16 protein-coding genes are annotated in these 18,277 nt (G+C 59.5%); 11 read left to right on the top strand and 5 right to left on the bottom strand.

Annotated elements, in window-relative coordinates:
* Positions 1 to 22: 22 nt before the first annotated feature.
* Together FHX08_RS22185 and msrA are read right to left on the bottom strand one after the other, a co-directional pair.
* Positions 23 to 3,094 carry an ATP-binding protein gene (locus tag FHX08_RS22185; protein WP_132656730.1) on the bottom strand — a complete coding sequence of 1,024 codons (3,072 nt, stop codon included), beginning with the start codon at positions 3,092 to 3,094 and terminating at the stop codon, positions 23 to 25.
* A gap of 227 nt (positions 3,095 to 3,321) precedes the next feature.
* Complete coding sequence (gene msrA, locus FHX08_RS22180; protein WP_132656729.1) at positions 3,322 to 3,831, bottom strand: peptide-methionine (S)-S-oxide reductase MsrA; 510 nt, start codon at positions 3,829 to 3,831, stop codon at positions 3,322 to 3,324.
* A 295-nt stretch (positions 3,832 to 4,126) separates the two neighbouring features.
* Between msrA and FHX08_RS22175 the strand changes: the two genes are divergently transcribed.
* On the top strand, positions 4,127 to 5,125 hold the full coding sequence (locus tag FHX08_RS22175) for an aminoglycoside phosphotransferase family protein (RefSeq protein ID WP_132656728.1): 999 nt from the start codon (positions 4,127 to 4,129) through the stop codon (positions 5,123 to 5,125).
* Here FHX08_RS22175 and FHX08_RS22170 read toward each other — a convergent pair.
* The gene (locus FHX08_RS22170) at positions 5,103 to 6,206 is read right to left on the bottom strand and encodes an NADH:flavin oxidoreductase/NADH oxidase (RefSeq protein ID WP_132656727.1); all 1,104 of its coding nucleotides are present in this window, start codon (positions 6,204 to 6,206) and stop codon (positions 5,103 to 5,105) included. The two genes, FHX08_RS22175 and FHX08_RS22170, sit on opposite strands and share 23 nt — an antisense overlap.
* 395 nt (positions 6,207 to 6,601) lie before the next feature.
* Between FHX08_RS22170 and FHX08_RS22165 the strand changes: the two genes are divergently transcribed.
* From FHX08_RS22165 to FHX08_RS22130, 8 genes are all read left to right on the top strand, one after another.
* Positions 6,602 to 6,955: a hypothetical protein gene (locus FHX08_RS22165; protein WP_132656726.1), complete on the top strand. Its 354-nt coding sequence runs from the start codon at positions 6,602 to 6,604 to the stop codon at positions 6,953 to 6,955.
* Positions 6,956 to 7,128: 173 nt separating this feature from the next.
* Positions 7,129 to 8,163 carry a LacI family DNA-binding transcriptional regulator gene (locus tag FHX08_RS22160; protein ID WP_132656725.1) on the top strand — a complete coding sequence of 345 codons (1,035 nt, stop codon included), beginning with the start codon at positions 7,129 to 7,131 and terminating at the stop codon, positions 8,161 to 8,163.
* 40 nt (positions 8,164 to 8,203) lie between these two features.
* Complete coding sequence (locus tag FHX08_RS22155; RefSeq protein WP_132656724.1) at positions 8,204 to 9,442, top strand: sugar ABC transporter substrate-binding protein; 1,239 nt, start codon at positions 8,204 to 8,206, stop codon at positions 9,440 to 9,442.
* A gap of 81 nt (positions 9,443 to 9,523) precedes the next feature.
* Positions 9,524 to 10,435 carry a carbohydrate ABC transporter permease gene (locus tag FHX08_RS22150; protein WP_132656723.1) on the top strand — a complete coding sequence of 304 codons (912 nt, stop codon included), beginning with the start codon at positions 9,524 to 9,526 and terminating at the stop codon, positions 10,433 to 10,435.
* Positions 10,435 to 11,298, top strand: coding sequence for a carbohydrate ABC transporter permease (locus tag FHX08_RS22145; RefSeq protein ID WP_132656722.1), 864 nt, complete (start codon positions 10,435 to 10,437; stop codon positions 11,296 to 11,298). Before FHX08_RS22150 ends, FHX08_RS22145 begins: the two co-directional genes overlap by 1 nt.
* A gap of 27 nt (positions 11,299 to 11,325) precedes the next feature.
* Positions 11,326 to 13,254: a glycoside hydrolase family 127 protein gene (locus FHX08_RS22140; protein WP_132656721.1), complete on the top strand. Its 1,929-nt coding sequence runs from the start codon at positions 11,326 to 11,328 to the stop codon at positions 13,252 to 13,254.
* Between the two features lies 1 nt (position 13,255).
* Complete coding sequence (locus tag FHX08_RS22135; protein ID WP_132656720.1) at positions 13,256 to 14,335, top strand: ABC transporter ATP-binding protein; 1,080 nt, start codon at positions 13,256 to 13,258, stop codon at positions 14,333 to 14,335.
* Positions 14,336 to 14,443: 108 nt separating this feature from the next.
* Entirely contained in the window at positions 14,444 to 14,983 is a 540-nt protein-coding gene (locus FHX08_RS22130) for a transcriptional regulator (RefSeq protein ID WP_132656852.1), read from the top strand.
* Between the two features lie 104 nt (positions 14,984 to 15,087).
* Here the strand turns inward: FHX08_RS22130 and FHX08_RS22125 are convergent, their stop codons facing one another.
* Entirely contained in the window at positions 15,088 to 15,360 is a 273-nt protein-coding gene (locus tag FHX08_RS22125; RefSeq protein ID WP_184327643.1) for a hypothetical protein, read from the bottom strand.
* Positions 15,361 to 15,421: 61 nt separating this feature from the next.
* Here FHX08_RS22125 and FHX08_RS22120 point away from each other — a divergent pair, with 61 nt between their 5' ends.
* Entirely contained in the window at positions 15,422 to 16,411 is a 990-nt protein-coding gene (locus tag FHX08_RS22120; RefSeq protein ID WP_132656719.1) for an aldo/keto reductase, read from the top strand.
* A 6-nt stretch (positions 16,412 to 16,417) separates the two neighbouring features.
* Here the strand turns inward: FHX08_RS22120 and FHX08_RS22115 are convergent, their stop codons facing one another.
* Entirely contained in the window at positions 16,418 to 17,248 is an 831-nt protein-coding gene (locus tag FHX08_RS22115; RefSeq protein WP_132656718.1) for an SDR family oxidoreductase, read from the bottom strand.
* Between the two features lie 110 nt (positions 17,249 to 17,358).
* Here FHX08_RS22115 and FHX08_RS22110 point away from each other — a divergent pair, with 110 nt between their 5' ends.
* Positions 17,359 to 18,264, top strand: coding sequence for a LysR family transcriptional regulator (locus FHX08_RS22110; RefSeq protein WP_184327642.1), 906 nt, complete (start codon positions 17,359 to 17,361; stop codon positions 18,262 to 18,264).
* Positions 18,265 to 18,277 lie beyond the last annotated feature (13 nt).

Below are 18,277 nucleotides of genomic sequence, written 5' to 3'. Positions count from 1 at the left end.
AGTCGTGTCTGTGCAGGAGACTTCAGAACTCGCCTGCAAGGCCGAGCTCCTTCACTGACCTCTGCGCCCGATGCAGTAAGGCGACCGCACCCTGTTCCTCGGCTATGGTAATCGCTGTCCTCAGATCCGCAAGAACGGCCGGCTTCTCCGCCTTTCCGCTCGATAGTAGCAGCGCGCGGCGGCGGTGAAGCTCGGCAAGCCAATAAGCATGGCCTGTCGCCCTCGCTTCACGGATAGCGTCGGTGACGACCTCTATCGCCGCCTGGTACTTATGCGCACGGCCGAGCATGGTCGCATGCATGTAGAGATAGATTGGCAGATCCGCGACTGTCCCGAGCTCCCTCAGAAGCGCCAGGCCTTGACGGAACATCTCGTGGCCGCGAGACAGGTTTTCAACATGCGCAGTTGCCCATCCCTGAAAGAGCAGGGCCAATGCCGACAGGGATTGCAGTTCGTGCTTTTTCGCAAAATCGCTCATCCTGCCGGAAATCTCGATCAGGCGAACATGGTCGTTGCGATAGAAAGCCGACACCGCCTCCGTATCCAGCGAGTGCGCCTTGCTCGGCATATGCGCGATGCTGTCCACAAAGGCGACCATGTCGGCAAGAGCCTTGCTGGAGGCCTCTGTTTGGCCCGTCAGCCAAAGGGACAAGGCCAGCTGTCCGAGACCACATACCTTCGCGTCATGGCCGCCGAAGGCATTGCGGCTCGCTTTCGCCGCCTCTTCATCGTAAAGCGCAAGCCCGACCCGTACCGCATTTTGTGCCTCCTGCTGCCGTCCGACATTGAACTCTATCGCCCAGATCGAATGATTGACCTGCAGCTCGACCTCGCGATCGTCAACTCCTGACAGCATTACCTGAACTTCGCGGGCGCGGCTGTGCATCTCCATGAAGTTTTGCCCCGTCAGCCACCAGCCCCAATAGACCGGAAACCATTTGGGCTGATCTTCTTTCGGCTGGCGGCGGGCGATCTCGACGCCTTTCTCGTAAAGGGTTCTCGCCGGCGCCGAGTTAGGCCCGACGGTTGCTGTCAGGAGTGGTCCAAGCTCGGTCAAAACAGAGAGGTACAATCCATCGCCAACACCTTCGGGCATGGCCTCGCACAGCGCCAGGGCGCGTTCGAAATGGTGGCGCGCCTCCACCATGGCGGAACGGCTGGCATGCTCCTTTCCTGCCGTTACGAACAGCGAGATCGCATGTTCGCGAAGGCCTGCAGACTCAGCATGCTGGGCAAGCGCACCCGCATCCAGCCAGTTGGCGATCGAGCGGTTGCTGTTTGCTGCCGTGAACAGACGGCGATGAAAAAGCTGTCGTTGCGTCTTGAGAAGGCCGTTATAGATCGTTTCCTGTATAAGAGCATGACGAAAGCCGTATGCGACGCCGCCATGGGCACGCATGCGGGTCAAAAATCCGGTCTCGCAGAGAGTCTCGGCGGCATGCAGAAGGGATCTCCTGCTCGCATCCGGCAATAATTCGCGAAGCAGCGAAACGGTAAAGCGATCACCGGCGACAGCTGCAGCCCGCACCACATCTTTGGCCGAACCCAGTTTTTCGAGCCGCGAGTCCAATATCCCCTCGAAAACGGAAACATGGTTGCGCGACGTATTCGGAGCTGCGCGCATCGCATCCTCAGAGGCGGCTTCGGACGCCCACTGGCATATCTCTTCGATGAAAAGCGGCACGCCGCCGGATATGCGCTCAGTTACTTCGAGCAGTTGCGGCAGCACGTCCTGGCGGTCCTTCGGCCAGCGCGCGGCAATCGCCTGCAGCGTTTCATCGTGATTGAGCGGGCCGAGCGAAATATGCTCCGCCTCAACCTCATCGAACATGCCGGCATAAGAGCCCGGTCGGCATGTAACAATCAGAAGGGCGGGAAGCGTCGGCACAAGCCGTGCCGCCTCGCGAAGAAGATGCTCCGAGGTCGGATCGATCCAGTGAATGTCTTCAACCGCAATGACCAGCGGCGCTTGCGCGCAAATGGTGCTCAAAGCCTTTGACAGCGCTTGCCGTGCACGTTGCTGTATCGTCCTGAGGGAACTGTCGGAAAGAGCTTCATTGCGTCCCTCCGCACCAAGCAGATGGCAAAAAATGCCGATGACTTCAGCGTCATGGATGCCCTGACGCGCGAACTGGGCGGCGACCGCATCTATTGTCAGCCGCCCGCCGGCGTCATCCGGACGGCGCTGCGGAAAACTGTTCAGCAATGGGTGAAGCGTCGAGCGAGATCCTCCTGGCAGACATTGAAAGAGCAGCGATTTTGCTTGCTGCGCATGGATCATTCGCCGAACCTGCCGAAGCATCCGCGATTTGCCAATGCCAGCCTCGCCACTGATGACGAGCACACCGCCCTTGCCGCCTGCGGCAGCGTCGCAGGCCCTCCTGACCCGTTCCAGCTCATTGACACGACCGACGAAGGTACCGTCCAGCCTCCCGAATGCGTGGAAGCGGTCGACTTCCCGTTTATGGCCGATCGCTCTCCAGACATTTTCCGGCTCCGAGAAGCCTTTTAACAGGCGTGTGCCTTCCGATATGAAGGCGTGCGAGCGACCAGCGAGATTTCGGGTCTCGTCCGAAACCAGCACGGTGTTTGGCTGGGCAGCGGCCTCCAGCCGTGTCGCAAGAGCGAGTGCGGCACCTGTGACGGGCTCATGTATCCAGTTCTGCACCTGCGCGTCTCGGATCAGGGCAACCGAGGTCGCGACGCCCACACGCACCTGCAGATCTTCGCGAGCGAGATCCCGGCCGAGGCGCTGACATGCTTCTACGATTCCAAGACCGGCTCGGATCGCTGCCGACGCTGCATCCCGCGGTCCGAGCTCGATTGGAAAGAGAGCCACTCCACCATCCCCGGCTTCGAGCCGGATGACGCCGGAATGCGCGATAACGGATTGACGCGCCGCCTGAAGGAAGGCGGCCATCAGATCCTGATAGTCCTCGATATCCATCAGATTGAAAAGGTTCGTGGAGCCGACCAGGTCATAGCAAAGCGCGGTGACCACCCGACGCTCACCGTGTTTTTCTGGGGAGCGGCTGTCGCTCGCCGAGATATGTATAGACTGCCCTTGCTTATCGATTGGCGTGTCGCGAGTCATACGCGGCTCCTGCCTTAAGCGTATCGATAATCCCATCTATTCTACACGACGATACCACACGATATCAGTATTGTCGGCGGACAAATGCACGAGTCCGGCGGTCCTGCAGATGACGGACTGGGAATGTCGAAAGTCCGCAATCAAACCGAGCAGTTTCAAAAGAAAAGCGGCGGCCGAGGAGGCCACCGCTGGCAAAATCCGGTCAATTTAACGCGTAGAGCGTGGACTCAGGCGACGTTCTGCCGCTTCGGCAGTTTCCAGCCCGGACGAACGAAATGGCATGTATAGCCATTCGGAATGCGTTCGAGATAATCCTGATGCTCAGGCTCGGCTTCCCAGAAGTCGCCGACGGGAACGACTTCGGTCACTACCTTGCCCGGCCAAAGGCCAGAAGCATTGACATCGGCGATCGTATCTTCGGCTGTCAGCCGCTGGTTTTCATCCATATAGAAGATCGCCGACCGGTAACTCGTGCCAATGTCGTTGCCCTGGCGGTTGACGGTAGTCGGGTCGTGGATCTGGAAGAAAAACTCCAGGATGTCGCGATAGCTCGTCTTTTGCGGATCGAAGATGATCTCTATCGCTTCGGCATGATTGCCATGGTTGCGATACGTTGCGTTACGGACTTCGCCTCCGGTATAACCCACGCGCGTTGAAATAACGCCGGGAAAACGTCGAATTAGGTCCTGCATTCCCCAGAAGCAGCCGCCAGCAAGTACTGCACGTTCTGTTGTCATAGAGATGTCCTTTCCAATGCGCGAGATGGACGGGAGTTGTCAGGTGCGCTTCGCTGACGCCTATATGGGTACTCGGCTCAATGATCGCCAGCCCGCACAGCAGCGGCATCGATCTTTGATGAGACACATTGCGACTTCAGGCAACTCGCCTGCTACCGCATAATCTCTGCGGAATGAGATTGACCGGCAAGACAGGTCAAAGCACTCTGAGCCGAATTTCGCCCTGTCCGCCGTCCGGTCGGCGTTTCGCCTCACAATTTCCGGCGTCTCTCAAAATCGCGCAAGGGCTTTAGACATGGCACCAGAAAGAAGGACAACCCTAGAGCTCGATACGAAGGCCGTTCAGCAGATCGTCCAAAACCTTGATGCGGATTTAGTCGCCGGCGGCTTTGCTCGTCTTCATGGCGGCAGCACGGAAATTTACAGGATCGACCTTGCCAACGCTGACTACGAACCGCTGGTCCTCAAGATTTATCCTGACGACCCCGAATGGGGACCGGCGAACGAAAAACTTGTGGCAGGTTGGATCAGGAAGCTGACGCCGCTAGCGCCAAAGTGGCTGGAGATCGACGAGTCGCGAAGCCTCTTGCCATTGCGCTACGCCTTGTTGCCCCTCCTGCCCGGCCGCTCGTTGCGCGACTGGATGGCCGAGACGGATATCGAGCAAGCCTATCGTCAGATGGGCGCGCTGCTGAGAAACATTCACGCAATGTCGATGCCAGCCTATGGCTATCTTCTCGGCTACGGGATCAACAGGCCGATGCCGACGAATGCGGATTATATGACGTCGGCGTTCGAAGACGTTTTCCGGCGCTTCCGCGATTTGGGCGGCGATGCCGATCTTGGGCGCCGTTTGCAGCTGCTGTCAGAAGCGAACTTCGGCCTTCTACAGCAAAGCAGCGGTGCCGTCCTCTGCCATGATGACTTTCATCAGGGTAATGTGCTGGCTCTACGCAACGACTCAGGCAGGCTGCAGCTCAGCGGGCTCATCGATTTCGGCAATGCGCGGGCAGCAGACAGGTTCTTCGATCTTGCCAAGGCCCTTTTCTGTTCGGCACATGAAGACCCACGCAGCTACAAGCCCATCCTCGAAGGTTACGGCTCTGTCGATCACCCCGATATAGGACGGACGCTTTGGCTCTATACGCTTTTCCATCGGCTCAGCATGTGGTGCTGGCTGATGAAGCTCGGGCTTGATCCGGCAACAGAGAATGGTCCCGGTGGGCTTCTCCGAGACCTCCACACGATGGTGCGAGTATCCGACCCAGGCATCACTTCGCAAACAGGGTCTTGAACTGCGACGGCTGGCATCGAAGATACTGATTGGCTGCCTTCACCTGCCCGCCAAGCTCGGCGGCCGCGTGCCACGGCCAGCGCGGATCATAGAGGATGGCCCGGGCAAGCGCGATTAGGTCTGCATCGCCGGTTGCTACGATTGCCTCAGCCTGCGTTGGCTCAGTGATCAAGCCAACGGCGACAACCGGCATTTTGACGGCGCCTTTGATCGCCCGGGCAAGCGGCACCTGATAGCTCGGGCTGATCGGGATCGCCTGCGAGGGATGCAGGCCGCCGCTCGATACATGGATGGCGTCGCAACCGTGTGCTTCCAACATTCTAGCAAATTCGACGCTCTCGGAAATGTCCAGCCCGCCCTCGACCCAGTCGGTGGCGGAAACGCGCATCGTCACCGGCCGGTCAGAGGGAAAGGCGTTCTTGACTGCATCGAGGACTTCCAGCGGAAACCGGGCCCGATTTTTCAGCGAGCCGCCATATTCGTCGGTTCGCTGGTTCGACAAGGGGGACAGGAATTCATGCAGCAGATATCCGTGAGCACCGTGGATCTGAACGGCATCGATGCCGATCTTTGCGGCCCGCCGTGCGGCAGCGGCAAAGGCATCGCGGACGCGCTTCATGCCATCGCGGTCCAGCGCAGTCGGCGGCACATAATTTGGATTAAAAGCAACAGCGGAAGGTGCCTCAGTCTGCCATCCGTTCGGATGGTTTGGTGGAAACTGACCGCCGCCTCGCCATGGGACCTCGCTCGAGGCCTTGCGGCCGGCATGCGCCAATTGCACGGCAATAGGCATGTCGGACCATTTCCTGAGACTTTCAAGCGTGCGAGCCATAGCCGCTTCAGAGGCATCATCATAAAGCCCGACGTCTGCGAAGGTGATGCGCCCCTCCGGCACGACGGCAGTCGCCTCGATCGTCAAAAGCGCAGCACCGGAAAGCGCCAACTGTCCAAGATGGATCAGATGCCAGTCCGTCATGCAGCCGTCGACGGCCGAGTACTGGCACATCGGCGCGATCACGATGCGGTTGACGAGCTCGATATTGCGTACAGCGAAAGGCGAAAACAGCACGGGTTGGGGCATGGCATTCCTCGAAGCAGAATTCAGTCGTCTTGGCTTATAACACTCTGTCGGAGTTTTACGACGGTTAGCAGAGCATCCATATCAGGAGCTTTTGTTGATAGCGTTCCGGTACGGTTCCAGAAGAGGAAGAAGAAGTCGTCAACCGCAGGCTAATTGCCACCGAGCAATCGCATCCACGGGCCGATCAGCTTAGCTTCCGCTGCATTTCCTCTGCAGGTATTGCCTGTGTCATGGCTGGATACTATGCCAGTGATGTCGCAGGTCCGATCTGGCGCGCTATCCGCCGAGACGAGAGGTCGTGATCAGTACAATACCAATGCTCAGCACATCCGCTGGCACGCCGAAAGCCCGAGCCCTGACCAATCGGCCGGGGGGCAACAAATCAGGGAGCTTCAATGGTCGAAAAGATTGCACCCACCGCGCCCACCGCTGCTCCCTCGGCCACCCATATAAATCACAGCACCTCCATCGGCTCCGAGCCCGATAATGCCTGGGTTGCCGAACGGCAGGCGGAGATCACTGCCGGCAAAGAGAAAAAGGGCGAGTATCACGCCGCTGCTAGCGATCACAAACGTGTCGACGAAGGTGATGATCGGGCAGCAGATCGGCATCTCGATCATCATTCTGCGCACCCGCACGCGGATGACGTCAACCCGGACGAAGAACGCCTCTCCGGCGAAAGCGAACGTATAGGCACCGGCAATTTGGACGAGGATGTGCCTTTCGGCGACCATATCGGTTACCTGTAAGTGATTGCTTTTCCATACTGACGATTGCCGCCTGACCGCCCTCTATCAGAAGCCGGCGCACTGTTGACGCCGCCGCGTCATCTTATCCCCACGGGCGTCGCGCAACTATTAGTGAGAAAACCTTTTCCCACTTGACAAGTGTTTTGGGAAAAGCTTTTCTCATCGCAAGTTCGATGGAGGAGCGACTGGACACAGCGGAAGGAAAAAGAGGCAGAATCACCATTCATGACGTCGCGGCGGCTGCCGGTATCAGCATCTCCACGGCATCGAAGGCCCTCAACGATACAGGGCGGATGGGACTTGAAACGCGTGAGCGGGTCAAACGCATTGCAGCCGAGATCGGTTACAGGCCAAATGCCCTGGCAAGGGGGCTGCTCAGCAAGCGCAGTTTCACAATCGGGCTTCTGACCAACGACACCTACGGCCGTTTCACGCTGCCGGTCATGGCGGGCATATCGGATGCTCTCGTCGATCATGGTGTTTCGGTATTTCTATGCGCGATCGAGGAGGATCCTGCACTCGGGCAGATTCATGTGGAGGCGATGCTCGACAAACAGGTCGACGGCATCATTGCGACAGGAAAGCGTCTGGATAGACGGTTGCCGATCGATCTGTCCAATTTGAACGTACCTGTCGTCTACGCCTTTACAGAGGGAGCGCCCGGGACCGTGACGTTTCGCTCCGATGATGCACAGGGCGCGCAACTTGCCGTCGAGTGGCTGGCAAAGCTTGGGCGCAAGCGCATCGTGCATGTCACCGGGCCAGAGAGTTTCTTCTCGGTGCGCGAGCGCGCCGATGCCTATTGCAGGGTTGCAGGAGAAGAGCGGCCGGTCCTGTTCGGGGTCTGGTCGGAAAGCTGGGGCCACGAAGCCGTCGCGAAATTGTGGAGCGGCAGCGGCGAAAAGCCCGACGGCATCTTCTGCGGCAATGATCAGATTGCGCGCGGTGTCATCGATGCGCTGCGCGAGCGCGGCATCCGCGTGCCGCAGGATGTTTCGGTGGTCGGCTTCGACAATTGGGAGATTGTCGCCGCCCAGACGCGTCCGCCGCTGACAACGGTGGATATGGAGTTGAAGGAACTTGGGCGGCAGGCGGGGTTGACCGTTCTGGCGCTTGCTGAGGGCCGCCCGGTGGAGCCTGGCATCAGGAAACTGCCGTGCCGTCTCGTCGTGCGGCAATCATGCGGGGGAGACACCCCCAGAATATAGCAACGGCGCGAAGGAGACGCGCCTTATTGGGAGGAGAGCCATGATGAAGCGTCTATTGGTGGCAACCAGCCTTGCCACCCTCTGCCTGGTCTCGACGGCATCGGCCGCTGAAAAGATCGAAATGTGGGTCCGTTCGGGTATCGGCGATGCCTTCAAGAAGGTCGTCGAGTCCTACAATGCGAGCCACGAAAATCAGGTTGTCGCAACCGAAGTACCTTTTGGCGAGCTCGTGCAGAAATACGCAACGGCAATCGCCGGCGGCCAGGCGCCCGACGCCCTGTCGATGGACCTGATCTACACCCCGGCCTTCGCAGCGGCGGGTCAGCTCGAAGACCTGACCGACTGGGCAAAGAGCCTGCCCTATTTCAATTCGCTGTCGCCGTCGCATGTCAAACTGGGCACCTATCAGGATAAGATCTACGGTCTGCCGCTGTCGGTTGAGACCTCTGTCTTTGCCTGGAACAAGGACCTCTATAAAAAGGCCGGCCTTGACCCCGAAAAGGCACCCACGACCTGGGAGGAAATCGAGGCGAATGCCGAGAAGATCCGCAAGCTCGGTGACGACACCTACGGATTCTACTTCTCGGGTGGCGGCTGCGGCGGCTGCATGATCTTCACCTTCACGCCGCTCGTCTGGGGTGCAGGCGCCGATATCCTTTCGGAGGACGGCAAGACCGCGACGCTCGATACGCCACAGATGCGCAAGGCCGTCGGCTACTATCGCGATATGGTCAAGAAGGATCTCGTTCCTGCCAGTGCTGCCAGTGACAACGGCACCAACTTCCTGACCTTTACCAATGGCAAGATCGGCCAGCAGAGCCTCGGCGCTTTCGCCATCGGTACGCTCGTCACGCAATATCCTGACATCAATTTCGGCGTGACACTGATCCCGAGTGTCGATGGCAAGGCGTCGTCGTTTGCCGGCGGCGACAATTTCGTCATTACCAAGGGCACGAAGAAGCTCGATGCCGTCAAGGAATTCCTCGAGTATATCTATTCGATGGATGGCCAGAAGGTCATGGCGAAATATGGCAGCCTGCCGACCCGTGGCGACATTGCCGACCAGGTTCTTGCCGGCCTCGATCCGCGCATGCAGGTGGGCCTCAAGGCGATCTCGGTCGCCAAGACACCCTACACGCTGCAGTTCAACGACCTGATAAACAGCGCGAACGGCCCCTGGGCAACCTTCACCAACGCCGCGATCTTCGGCGATGACATCGATGGCGCTTTCTCGAACGCACAGTCCGAGATGCAGTCCATCATCGACAGCGGCCAATAACTCTCCCGGCCGTGGGCCGGGGGACGGTGGCAGTTCCCCGGCCGATACAAGACTGACAATAGCTAAGATGCGGAGGTTTCGATGACCGGTTCCGGTCCACAGCGTACGCGCGCTGTCCGAAAGCGGCGGAGGTCGCAATGGCGCGGCTTTCTTTACATCGCGCCAGCCATGGCGCTCGTCATCGTCTTCTTCGTCATGCCCGTCCTCTTCACGGGCTGGATGAGCCTGCACAATTGGCCGCTGATGGGTGCTGCTCGCTGGATCGGCTTTGCCAATTATACCCGCATGTGGAACGACAGCCGTTTTATGGCGGCGCTGAACTTCACCGCCTATTACACGGTCATCGTTACCATCGCGATCTTCGCGGTCGCCTTTCCGCTGGCGATCTTCGCCGAGAGGGAACGCCGCTTCGTCAGTACCTACCGAACGATCATCTTCCTGCCTGTCGTGGTGGGGCTGGCGACTGCGTCACTGCTCTGGGTCTGGCTTGCCAATGTCGATAGCGGCTTCTTTGGGCCGGCGCTTCGCGCCCTCGGCCTCGTCGAGCGAAGCCCCAATATCATGGCCACTTTTGATACCGCTTTTGCAACCATCATCGTCATGGTCGTCTGGAAGATCGCCGGCTTTACGATGATCATCCTGTTGACGGGGCTGCAGGCCATTCCATCCGAACTGACGGAGGCGGCCCGCATCGATGGCGCCGGCCGCTGGCAGCGCTTCCGGCATCTGACCTTGCCGCTGATGCGCAAGACGATTGCGCTGGCGCTGATCGTCTCGGTTACCGGCTCGATCCTCGCTTTCGATCAATTCTACATCATGACGTCGGGCGGACCGCAGAACAAGATGATCTCGGTCGTCTACTACATCTTCAACCAGTCCTTCGTATCCTTCAACCTCGGTTACGGATCCGCCCTTTCGATCGTGCTTCTGGCGATTCTGGTTGCGATCTCCATCGTTCAGCTCTGGCTGCTGCGTGTTGGGGAGGAGCGTTGATGATCTCCTCCAAGCAACGCCGCGCCCGCAAGCGCTTCAGATCGCAATCGGCCTATCATATTGCCGGTATCGCCATCTCGATCTTCTTCCTGGCCCCGTTCATCATCACGCTGCTCGCCTCGTTCCGGCACGGGACCGAGGCAAGCCTGCCGCCGCTACCACCATGGCCGACGACCGGAGTCAGCTTCGACGCCTATGCACTGCTCGATACGTTCGGCGCCGGCATCTGGCAGCACATGATCAACTCGCTCTTCGTTTCACTGGCAACGGTACTGCTGACGGTAGCCGTCAGCCTGCTCGCCGGCTACGGCTTCTCGCGCTATCGCTTTCCCATGAAGAACGCGCTCTTCGTGCTGATCATCGCCACACTGATGATCCCGTTCCAATCGATCTTGACCCCGCTCTTCATCATCCTGGCGAGGCTCGGTCTCAACAATTCGCTGCTGGGGCTCACCCTCGTCTACGTCACGTTGCAGTTACCCTTCTCCGTCTTCATGATGCGCAATGCCTTTGACACCGTGCCGAAGGAAATCGAGGAGGCGGCGCGCATCGATGGTGCGCGGGATCTGAGGTTGTTGATCCGCGTGCTCCTGCCGCTGGTGCTGCCAGGCATCGCGACGGTCGCTATCTTTGCCTTCCTCAATGCCTGGAACGAGTTCCTTGCCGCTCTCGTCCTGCTTTCCAGCAATGAGAAATACACGCTTCCCGTCCTGATGACGGCGGTGCGCGCCGGGCGCCTCGGCGCCATCAACTGGGGCGCGGTACAGGCGGGTGTCATCGTCATGACGATCCCCTGCCTGATCGTCTTCCTGCTTCTGCAACGCTACTACATGCGCGGGCTCATGGCCGGCGCGGTGAAATGATGACTTTTCAACGAGATGGATGAAATTATGAACAAGCCGAAGAGAGACCGCCAGTTCCGTCCCCTGCCCGTGCCAAGCGTCGAGCTGCACGGCCTGTTTGGCGATCGTCAGGATGCGATCTGCGATTCCACCGCCGAAACGCTACTCGACCGCTGCGTTGAGGCCGGCATGCTACAGGCGATCGACGTGACTCAGCCGAGCCCGGGCGTTGTCATTCCGATCGGCCCCTGGGGCGGCTCGACGCAAATGTTCTGGGACAGCGATCTCGGCAAGTCGATCGAGACCGTTGCCTATTCGCTCTACCGTCGGCCCAATCCAAAGCTCGAAGCCCGCGTCGACGAAATCATCGACATGTATGAAAAGCTGCAGGACAAGGACGGCTATCTGAACGCCTGGTTCCAGCGTGTTCAGCCCGGCCGGCGCTGGACGAACCTGCGCGACCATCACGAACTCTATTGCGCCGGGCACCTGATTGAAGGCGCCGTCGCCTATTATCAGGCAACCGGGAAGAAAAAACTGCTCGACATCATGTGCCGCTATGCCGATTACCTGATCACCGTCTTCGGCCACGGCCCCGGCCAGATCCCCGGCTATTGCGGCCACGAGGAAATTGAATTGGCGCTCGTCAAGCTGGCGCGCGTGACCGGCGAGAAAAAGTATCTCGACCTCTCAAAGTTCTTCATCGACGAGCGCGGCACCGAGCCGCATTTCTTCACCGAAGAGGCCATCCGGGACGGCCGCAGCGCTGCCGACTTCCATCAGAAAACCTATGAATATGGTCAGGCGCACCTGCCGGTGCGCGAACAGAAGAAAGTCGTCGGCCATGCGGTGCGCGCCATGTACCTCTACGCCGGCATGGCCGACATCGCCACCGAATATAATGACGATACCTTGACCGCAGCCCTCGAAACCCTCTGGGAGGACCTGACGACCAAGCAGATGTACGTCACCGGCGGCATCGGCCCGGCAGCCGCAAACGAAGGTTTCACCGACTATTACGACCTGCCGAACGAAAGCGCCTATGCCGAGACCTGCGCCTCGGTCGGTCTCGTCTTCTGGGCAAATCGCATGCTCGGTCGCGGCCCGAACCGGCGCTATGCCGATATCATGGAGCAGGCGCTCTATAATGGCGCCATGGCCGGCCTTTCGCTCGACGGCACGCGCTTCTTCTACGAAAACCCGCTGGAGAGCGCTGGCAAGCACCATCGCTGGATCTGGCACCATTGCCCCTGCTGCCCGCCGAACATCGCCCGCCTGCTCGCCTCTGTCGGCTCCTACATGTATGCGATTGCCGAAGACGAAATCGCCGTGCACCTCTATGGGGAAAGCAAGGCGCGCTTCGATCTCGCGGGCGCCAAAGTCGAGCTTTCGCAGCAGACGCGTTACCCCTGGGATGGCGCGATCCATTTTGACCTGACGCTCGACCGCCAGGCTCATTTCGCGCTGTCGCTGCGTATCCCGGAATGGGCTGACGGTGCGGCGCTTTCCATCAATGGCGAAAAGCTCGATCTGGCATGCGTGCTGACCGACGGCTATGCACGCATCGAACGCGACTGGAAAAGCGGCGACAAGGTCGATCTGTCGATCCCGCTCGTTGCGCGCAAACTTTTCGCCAACCCGCTGGTCCGCCAGGATGCCGGCCGCACCGCGCTGATGCGTGGTCCGATGGTCTATTGCGTCGAGGAGACCGACAATGGTGCTGGACTGAACGGCATTACGCTCTCCGCCGATGTCTCGCAGGCAAAGACCTCGGAAATCTCCGGCCTTCGCGGCGCGGTCGCCCTCGAACTTCCCGTCAGCCGTGATACGGCCGATTGGGGTTCTGCCCTCTACCGCACCTCTCCACCGGCAGCAAAGCAGGCGAGCGCACGTTTCGTGCCCTATCCCTTCTGGGACAATCGCGAGCCGGGCGAGATGCTCGTCTGGGTCAGATCCGGCGAGGCGCGTGGTGCATAAAATGACGGATACGGGCGTTGTACTGACCGAAATTCGCAAGAGTTTCGGCAATCTGGAAGTCATCCATGGCATCGACCTGACCATATCAGAGGGATCCTTCGTCGTCTTCGTCGGCCCCTCGGGATGCGGAAAATCGACGCTGCTGCGCATGATCGCCGGGCTGGAGGATGTCACCGACGGCGAGATCGAGATCAAGGGACGCAATGTCACCGATCTCGATCCTTCCGATCGCGGCATCGCCATGGTCTTCCAGTCCTACGCGCTCTATCCGCATATGAGTGTGCGCGACAATCTTGCCTTTGGCCTGAAAATGGCCGGAACGCAGACCTCGGAAATCGAGGCCCGCGTCAAGGCCGCCTCGGCGATCCTGAAGATTGACCACCTACTGGACCGCCGGCCCGGCCAGCTCTCCGGCGGCCAGCGGCAGCGCGTGGCGATCGGCCGCGCGATCGTGCGCAAGCCGGATGTCTTCCTGTTCGACGAACCGCTGTCGAATCTCGATGCGGAGCTGCGTGTCTCGATGCGCATCGAGATTGCCAGGCTCCACCGCGAGCTCGGCAACACGATGATCTACGTCACGCATGACCAGACTGAAGCCATGACGCTTGCCGACAAGATCGTTGTGCTGCGCGATGGCTACATCGAGCAGGCAGGAACGCCGCGCGAAATCTACGAGCGGCCGAACAATGTCTTCGTCGCGGGCTTCATTGGCTCTCCCCGTATGAATCTCTTGGAGGCAAGCTGGGAAGGCGACGGCACTATCAAGGTGGCCGGCAACCGGATTCGCTCGCCGATCGGCGGGGCCGGCCTGAGCCAGGGACAAAAGATCACTCTCGGCGCGCGCCCCGAACATCTAAGGATTGCCGTAGGACCGCAAGACGAAGCCCTTCAAGCTACGGTCGATTTTGACGAATATCTCGGTGGTACTCAATTCCTCTACTGCCAGCTTGGCGACGGTCAGCCGCTGACCGTCGAATATAGAGGCTCCTCTAACATCGCCACCGGCAGCGAGCTTGCCTTCACCTGCGATCCCGTTCATCTGCACGTCTTCAATACCGAAGGCATGCGGCTCGACAAGTAACTGCGGCCGGCTGTAGGCTCGGTTTTCGTCCACATGATCGTCGCCAAGGCTCCGGCAGATCGGGACAAAGGCTTTCGCTGGAGGACAGCATCTACCTGTCGCGCTGCATTGATCGTATTTCTGGATTTTGAGGCCTCGTCCCTTAGCAAGAAAAGTGTGCCGATCGAGGTTGCCTGGGCATTCGAAGACGGCCGCTCGCGTTCTATCCTGATCCGGCCCGCGGCCGACTGGAGTGATTGGGCAGAAGACGCGGAAGCGATCCACGGAATCTCGAGGGAGTTGCTGGCATCCCAGGGCCTGCCAGTAAATCAGGTGGCCACGGAGATGATCGAGGTTCTGACGGGGCATGATCTTTATGCCAGCGCGCCGTCGTGGGATGGAAAATGGCTGAGCATTCTCCTGCGCGCCAGCGGCTTTCCACGGCATGCCTTGAGACTCGGCAAGTCGCGCGACGTATTTCTGGCGACGGCGCGGGAAATCATTGGAGCAGCAGCTTCCGAAACGGAGACATCGAAGCTGGTTGACAAGATCATCGAGGAAAGCAAGGCGGCGGTCCCCGTGCATCGCGCATTGGCCGACGCTACACTTGAGCTTGCCCGATGGCGGTTAGTGCGCGAAGCAGCTCGAAAGTGGACGGTACCCGATTAAAAATCCGAGGAAGCCATTTCTCTGTCCGACGTCCGCTTCCGGTGGCGCTCGGAGGATCCATGTCCGCCGGCCGCACAGGTATCAATGCTTGCGTAAACTATCGATCATCCATTTGGTAGAATCCGCCGCGGCAGTCGACAAGCGATCAAAATTACGGTGACCAGCCAGTAGGCGCCGTTGGGAACTGTGAGGTCCAACAACTGACGCAGCCAGCCGCCACGAATTTCCTCTTCGGCAAACACCTCGTCCAGAAGCGCAATGCCCTCATCTCCATCATGATGGACGCCCTTCGCCGTATCACCTTCACATCGGACGACAAAGATAACCGCCGCCGACGCTATTGAACGCTCACGCAGCTTATCGGGATTTTCGCGCATTCATAATCCTGCACCTGGGTCTATATAGATCTCTCCTTACTTGAGAAGCAGGAGTACGGTGATGCAGAAGCGTAAACTCGGCAGTCAGGGACTTGAAGTATCGGCCATCGGTCTCGGATGCATGGGCATGAGCCAGTCCTATGGTCCGGCCGATGAGACAGAATCCATCGCTACCCTTCACCGCGCCATCGAGCTCGGCTGCACTTTCCTCGATACAGCCGAGGTTTATGGACCCTATAAGAACGAGGAACTGCTCGGCCGTGCGCTGAAGGGCCGCCGTAGTGACGTGACGCTCGCCACCAAGTTCGGCTTCCGCCTGAAGGACGGTAAACAGGTGGGCACCGAGCGCGACAGCCGGCCGGAAACCATTCGCAACGCCGTCGAGGGCTCGCTCAAACGTCTTGCCACCGACCATATCGACCTCATTTACCAGCACCGCATCGATCCGGCCGTCCCGATGGAAGACGTTGCCGGCACCGTGGCCGAGCTTGCCAAGGAGGGCAAGGTTCGCTACTTCGGTCTTTCAGAAGCCGGTGTTGCCAACATCCGTCGTGCCCACGCTGTCTTCCCGGTTTCGGCTGTGCAGAGCGAATATTCCCTGTGGGAACGCAATCTTGAAGCCGACGTGATCCCGGCCCTGAAAGAGCTCCGCATCGGCCTCGTGCCTTTCAGCCCGCTCGGCCGCGGCTTCCTGACCGGCGAGGTCAAGCGCGCCGAGGATTATCCAGAAGGCGATTTCCGCCGCGGTGATCCGCGCTACCAGGGCGAGAACTTCGATGCGAATGTCCGCGCTGCCGAAGCCGTCCGTTTGGCTGCATCCTCGCTCGGCGTCAAGCCTGGTCAGGTGGCGCTCGCCTGGATCCTGCACAAGGGCAGCGATTTTGTCCCGATCCCCGGCACCAAGCGTCGCACCTATCTGGAAGACAATGTCGCCGCCGCCTCCATCGCGCTCAGCGCCGAACATATGAAGGCGCTCGATGAAGCGCTTGCTCCCGGAAAGGTTTCGGGCAAGCGCTACAACGACACGATCATGACGACGATAGACCGCTGAGCGCAGTCAGGCGTCGATATCGGTCGACAGCGTGATCTCCTTCTGTGCTTCCAGCTCGGCGAGCCGCTCGGCCAGAGCCTTGCGGATCGACTGATAGGTCGTGCTGCCGAGCGCAAGCCTTTTGAGTGCCGGTTGTTTTTCGGCCGCCGCGACCATCGCGTCGGCCATCTTCATCGGGTCGCCCAGGATCTTGAACGAGCCGTCGGCAATTGCTCTGCGCACTTGGCCGGCCGGCGTGTCCTCGTAAACATCCATCTGCGGCGGCCTGACGAGACCGGCGCCAAAATCCGTTCCCGCCGGTCCTGGTTCGGCAATGGTGATGTCGATGCCAAAGGAAGCGACTTCCTGCGCCACGGCCTCGATGAAACCTTCGATCCCCCATTTGGTGGCGTGATAGAGGCTGAAATTCGGATAAGCGATCTGTCCGCCTTCTGAAGCGACCTGAAGGATGCGACCGCCGCCCTGCTGACGCAGATGCGGCAAGGCTGCACGGATCACCTGGATGGAGCCAATCAGGTTGGTATCGATCTGATGACGGATCTGCGCATCGCTCACCTCTTCTGCAGCGCCAAACAGGCCGTAGCCGGCATTGCTGACGACGACATCGATGCGCCCCATCTGTTGAAAGGCGGCGTCGACGACTGCACGAACGGCTCGGTCGTCGGTGACGTCCAGGCTCGCGACCCAGAGCCGTCCGCCATACTGCGTCTCAAGGTCAGCCAGCGCCTCCCGCTTGCGCAGCGTGGCGGCCACGCGATCGCCGCGCGCCAGCAGCTTCTCGGTCATGATCCGGCCGAAACCCGAGGATGTGCCTGTGATGAACCATGTCTTCGTCATCGTCTCTACCTTTCTGATGCCGCTGAATCCCGGCTTGATGACAGCAAAGATAGAGGTGATTATTAATGTGATAATCCGCTCAAACCTGCATGAGTTGTTGAAAAATACCCATGAGTTACCGGCCCACACTTGATGATCTCAACGCCTTTGCGGCAATCGTCACATACCGCAACTTCCGCAGGGCGGCCGGCGAACTTGGCTTATCGCCTTCGACGCTGAGCCACATGATGCGCAACATGGAGGCGCGCATGGGCGTGCGCCTGCTGCACCGCACGACACGCAGCGTCGCAGCCACCGAAGCCGGCGAAATGCTTCTCGACAGGCTGAAGCCCGTGTTGCGGGATCTTGATCTGGCGCTCGACGCGGTCGGCGAATTCAGCGGCCAGCCGAGCGGTACTCTGCGTATCAATGCCAGCGAGATTGCCGCCCGCGTGCTGATGAATACAGCCATCCCTCTTTTTCTCGAACGTTATCCCGCGATAGCGCTCGACGTGGTGACCGAAAACCGGCTGGTTGATATTGTCAACGAAGGCTTCGATGCTGGCATTCGCCTGCGAGAATCCGTTCCGCTTGACATGGTCGCGGTAGAATTCGGAGGGGAGGCACGCTTCCTCGCGGTTGCCGCGCCCACCTATCTGAGAAATCACAAATTACCGATAACACCGGAGGATCTGAGGCATCACCGCTGCATTCGCCTGCGCATGCCGAGCGGCAAGCTCTATCGCTGGGAGTTTGAAAAACACGGGCAGGAAGTGACCATGGAAGTGTCCGGCGCACTGACGCTCGATCATGTGGGACTGATGGCGGAAGCGGCTGCAAAGGGTCTTGGCATTGCCTATGTGGCGGAAAGGGTTGCCCGGCCCTATCTTGCCAGCGGCGAACTGGTCTCCATTCTTGACGACTGGTGTCCGCCGATTCCTGGCCTCTGCCTCTACTATTCCGGTCACAGGCACGTGCCACAAAGTCTGCGCGCGTTTATCTCCATCCTGACGGAAGTGGAACGGCACGGCGGCTAGCGGACGCTTCTCT

It is taken from the genome of Rhizobium sp. BK529 (genome assembly GCF_014194105.1).
In the GTDB taxonomy this organism is placed as follows: Bacteria; Pseudomonadota; Alphaproteobacteria; order Rhizobiales; family Rhizobiaceae; genus Rhizobium.
Note: the sequence above shows the minus strand (reverse complement) of the source record. Positions and strands in the feature narration are given on the sequence as shown.

Excerpts from the sequence above, each read along its gene's own strand:
- FHX08_RS22185 (WP_132656730.1), bottom strand. The coding sequence starts at position 3,094 with ATGACTCGCGACACGCCAATCGATAAGCAAGGGCAGTCTATACATATC.
- msrA (WP_132656729.1), bottom strand. The coding sequence starts at position 3,831 with ATGACAACAGAACGTGCAGTACTTGCTGGCGGCTGCTTCTGGGGAATG.
- FHX08_RS22175 (WP_132656728.1), top strand. The coding sequence starts at position 4,127 with ATGGCACCAGAAAGAAGGACAACCCTAGAGCTCGATACGAAGGCCGTT.
- FHX08_RS22170 (WP_132656727.1), bottom strand. The coding sequence starts at position 6,206 with ATGCCCCAACCCGTGCTGTTTTCGCCTTTCGCTGTACGCAATATCGAG.
- FHX08_RS22165 (WP_132656726.1), top strand. The coding sequence starts at position 6,602 with ATGGTCGAAAAGATTGCACCCACCGCGCCCACCGCTGCTCCCTCGGCC.
- FHX08_RS22160 (WP_132656725.1), top strand. The coding sequence starts at position 7,129 with ATGGAGGAGCGACTGGACACAGCGGAAGGAAAAAGAGGCAGAATCACC.
- FHX08_RS22155 (WP_132656724.1), top strand. The coding sequence starts at position 8,204 with ATGATGAAGCGTCTATTGGTGGCAACCAGCCTTGCCACCCTCTGCCTG.
- FHX08_RS22150 (WP_132656723.1), top strand. The coding sequence starts at position 9,524 with ATGACCGGTTCCGGTCCACAGCGTACGCGCGCTGTCCGAAAGCGGCGG.
- FHX08_RS22145 (WP_132656722.1), top strand. The coding sequence starts at position 10,435 with ATGATCTCCTCCAAGCAACGCCGCGCCCGCAAGCGCTTCAGATCGCAA.
- FHX08_RS22140 (WP_132656721.1), top strand. The coding sequence starts at position 11,326 with ATGAACAAGCCGAAGAGAGACCGCCAGTTCCGTCCCCTGCCCGTGCCA.
- FHX08_RS22135 (WP_132656720.1), top strand. The coding sequence starts at position 13,256 with ATGACGGATACGGGCGTTGTACTGACCGAAATTCGCAAGAGTTTCGGC.
- FHX08_RS22125 (WP_184327643.1), bottom strand. The coding sequence starts at position 15,360 with ATGCGCGAAAATCCCGATAAGCTGCGTGAGCGTTCAATAGCGTCGGCG.
- FHX08_RS22120 (WP_132656719.1), top strand. The coding sequence starts at position 15,422 with ATGCAGAAGCGTAAACTCGGCAGTCAGGGACTTGAAGTATCGGCCATC.
- FHX08_RS22115 (WP_132656718.1), bottom strand. The coding sequence starts at position 17,248 with ATGACGAAGACATGGTTCATCACAGGCACATCCTCGGGTTTCGGCCGG.
- FHX08_RS22110 (WP_184327642.1), top strand. The coding sequence starts at position 17,359 with ATGAGTTACCGGCCCACACTTGATGATCTCAACGCCTTTGCGGCAATC.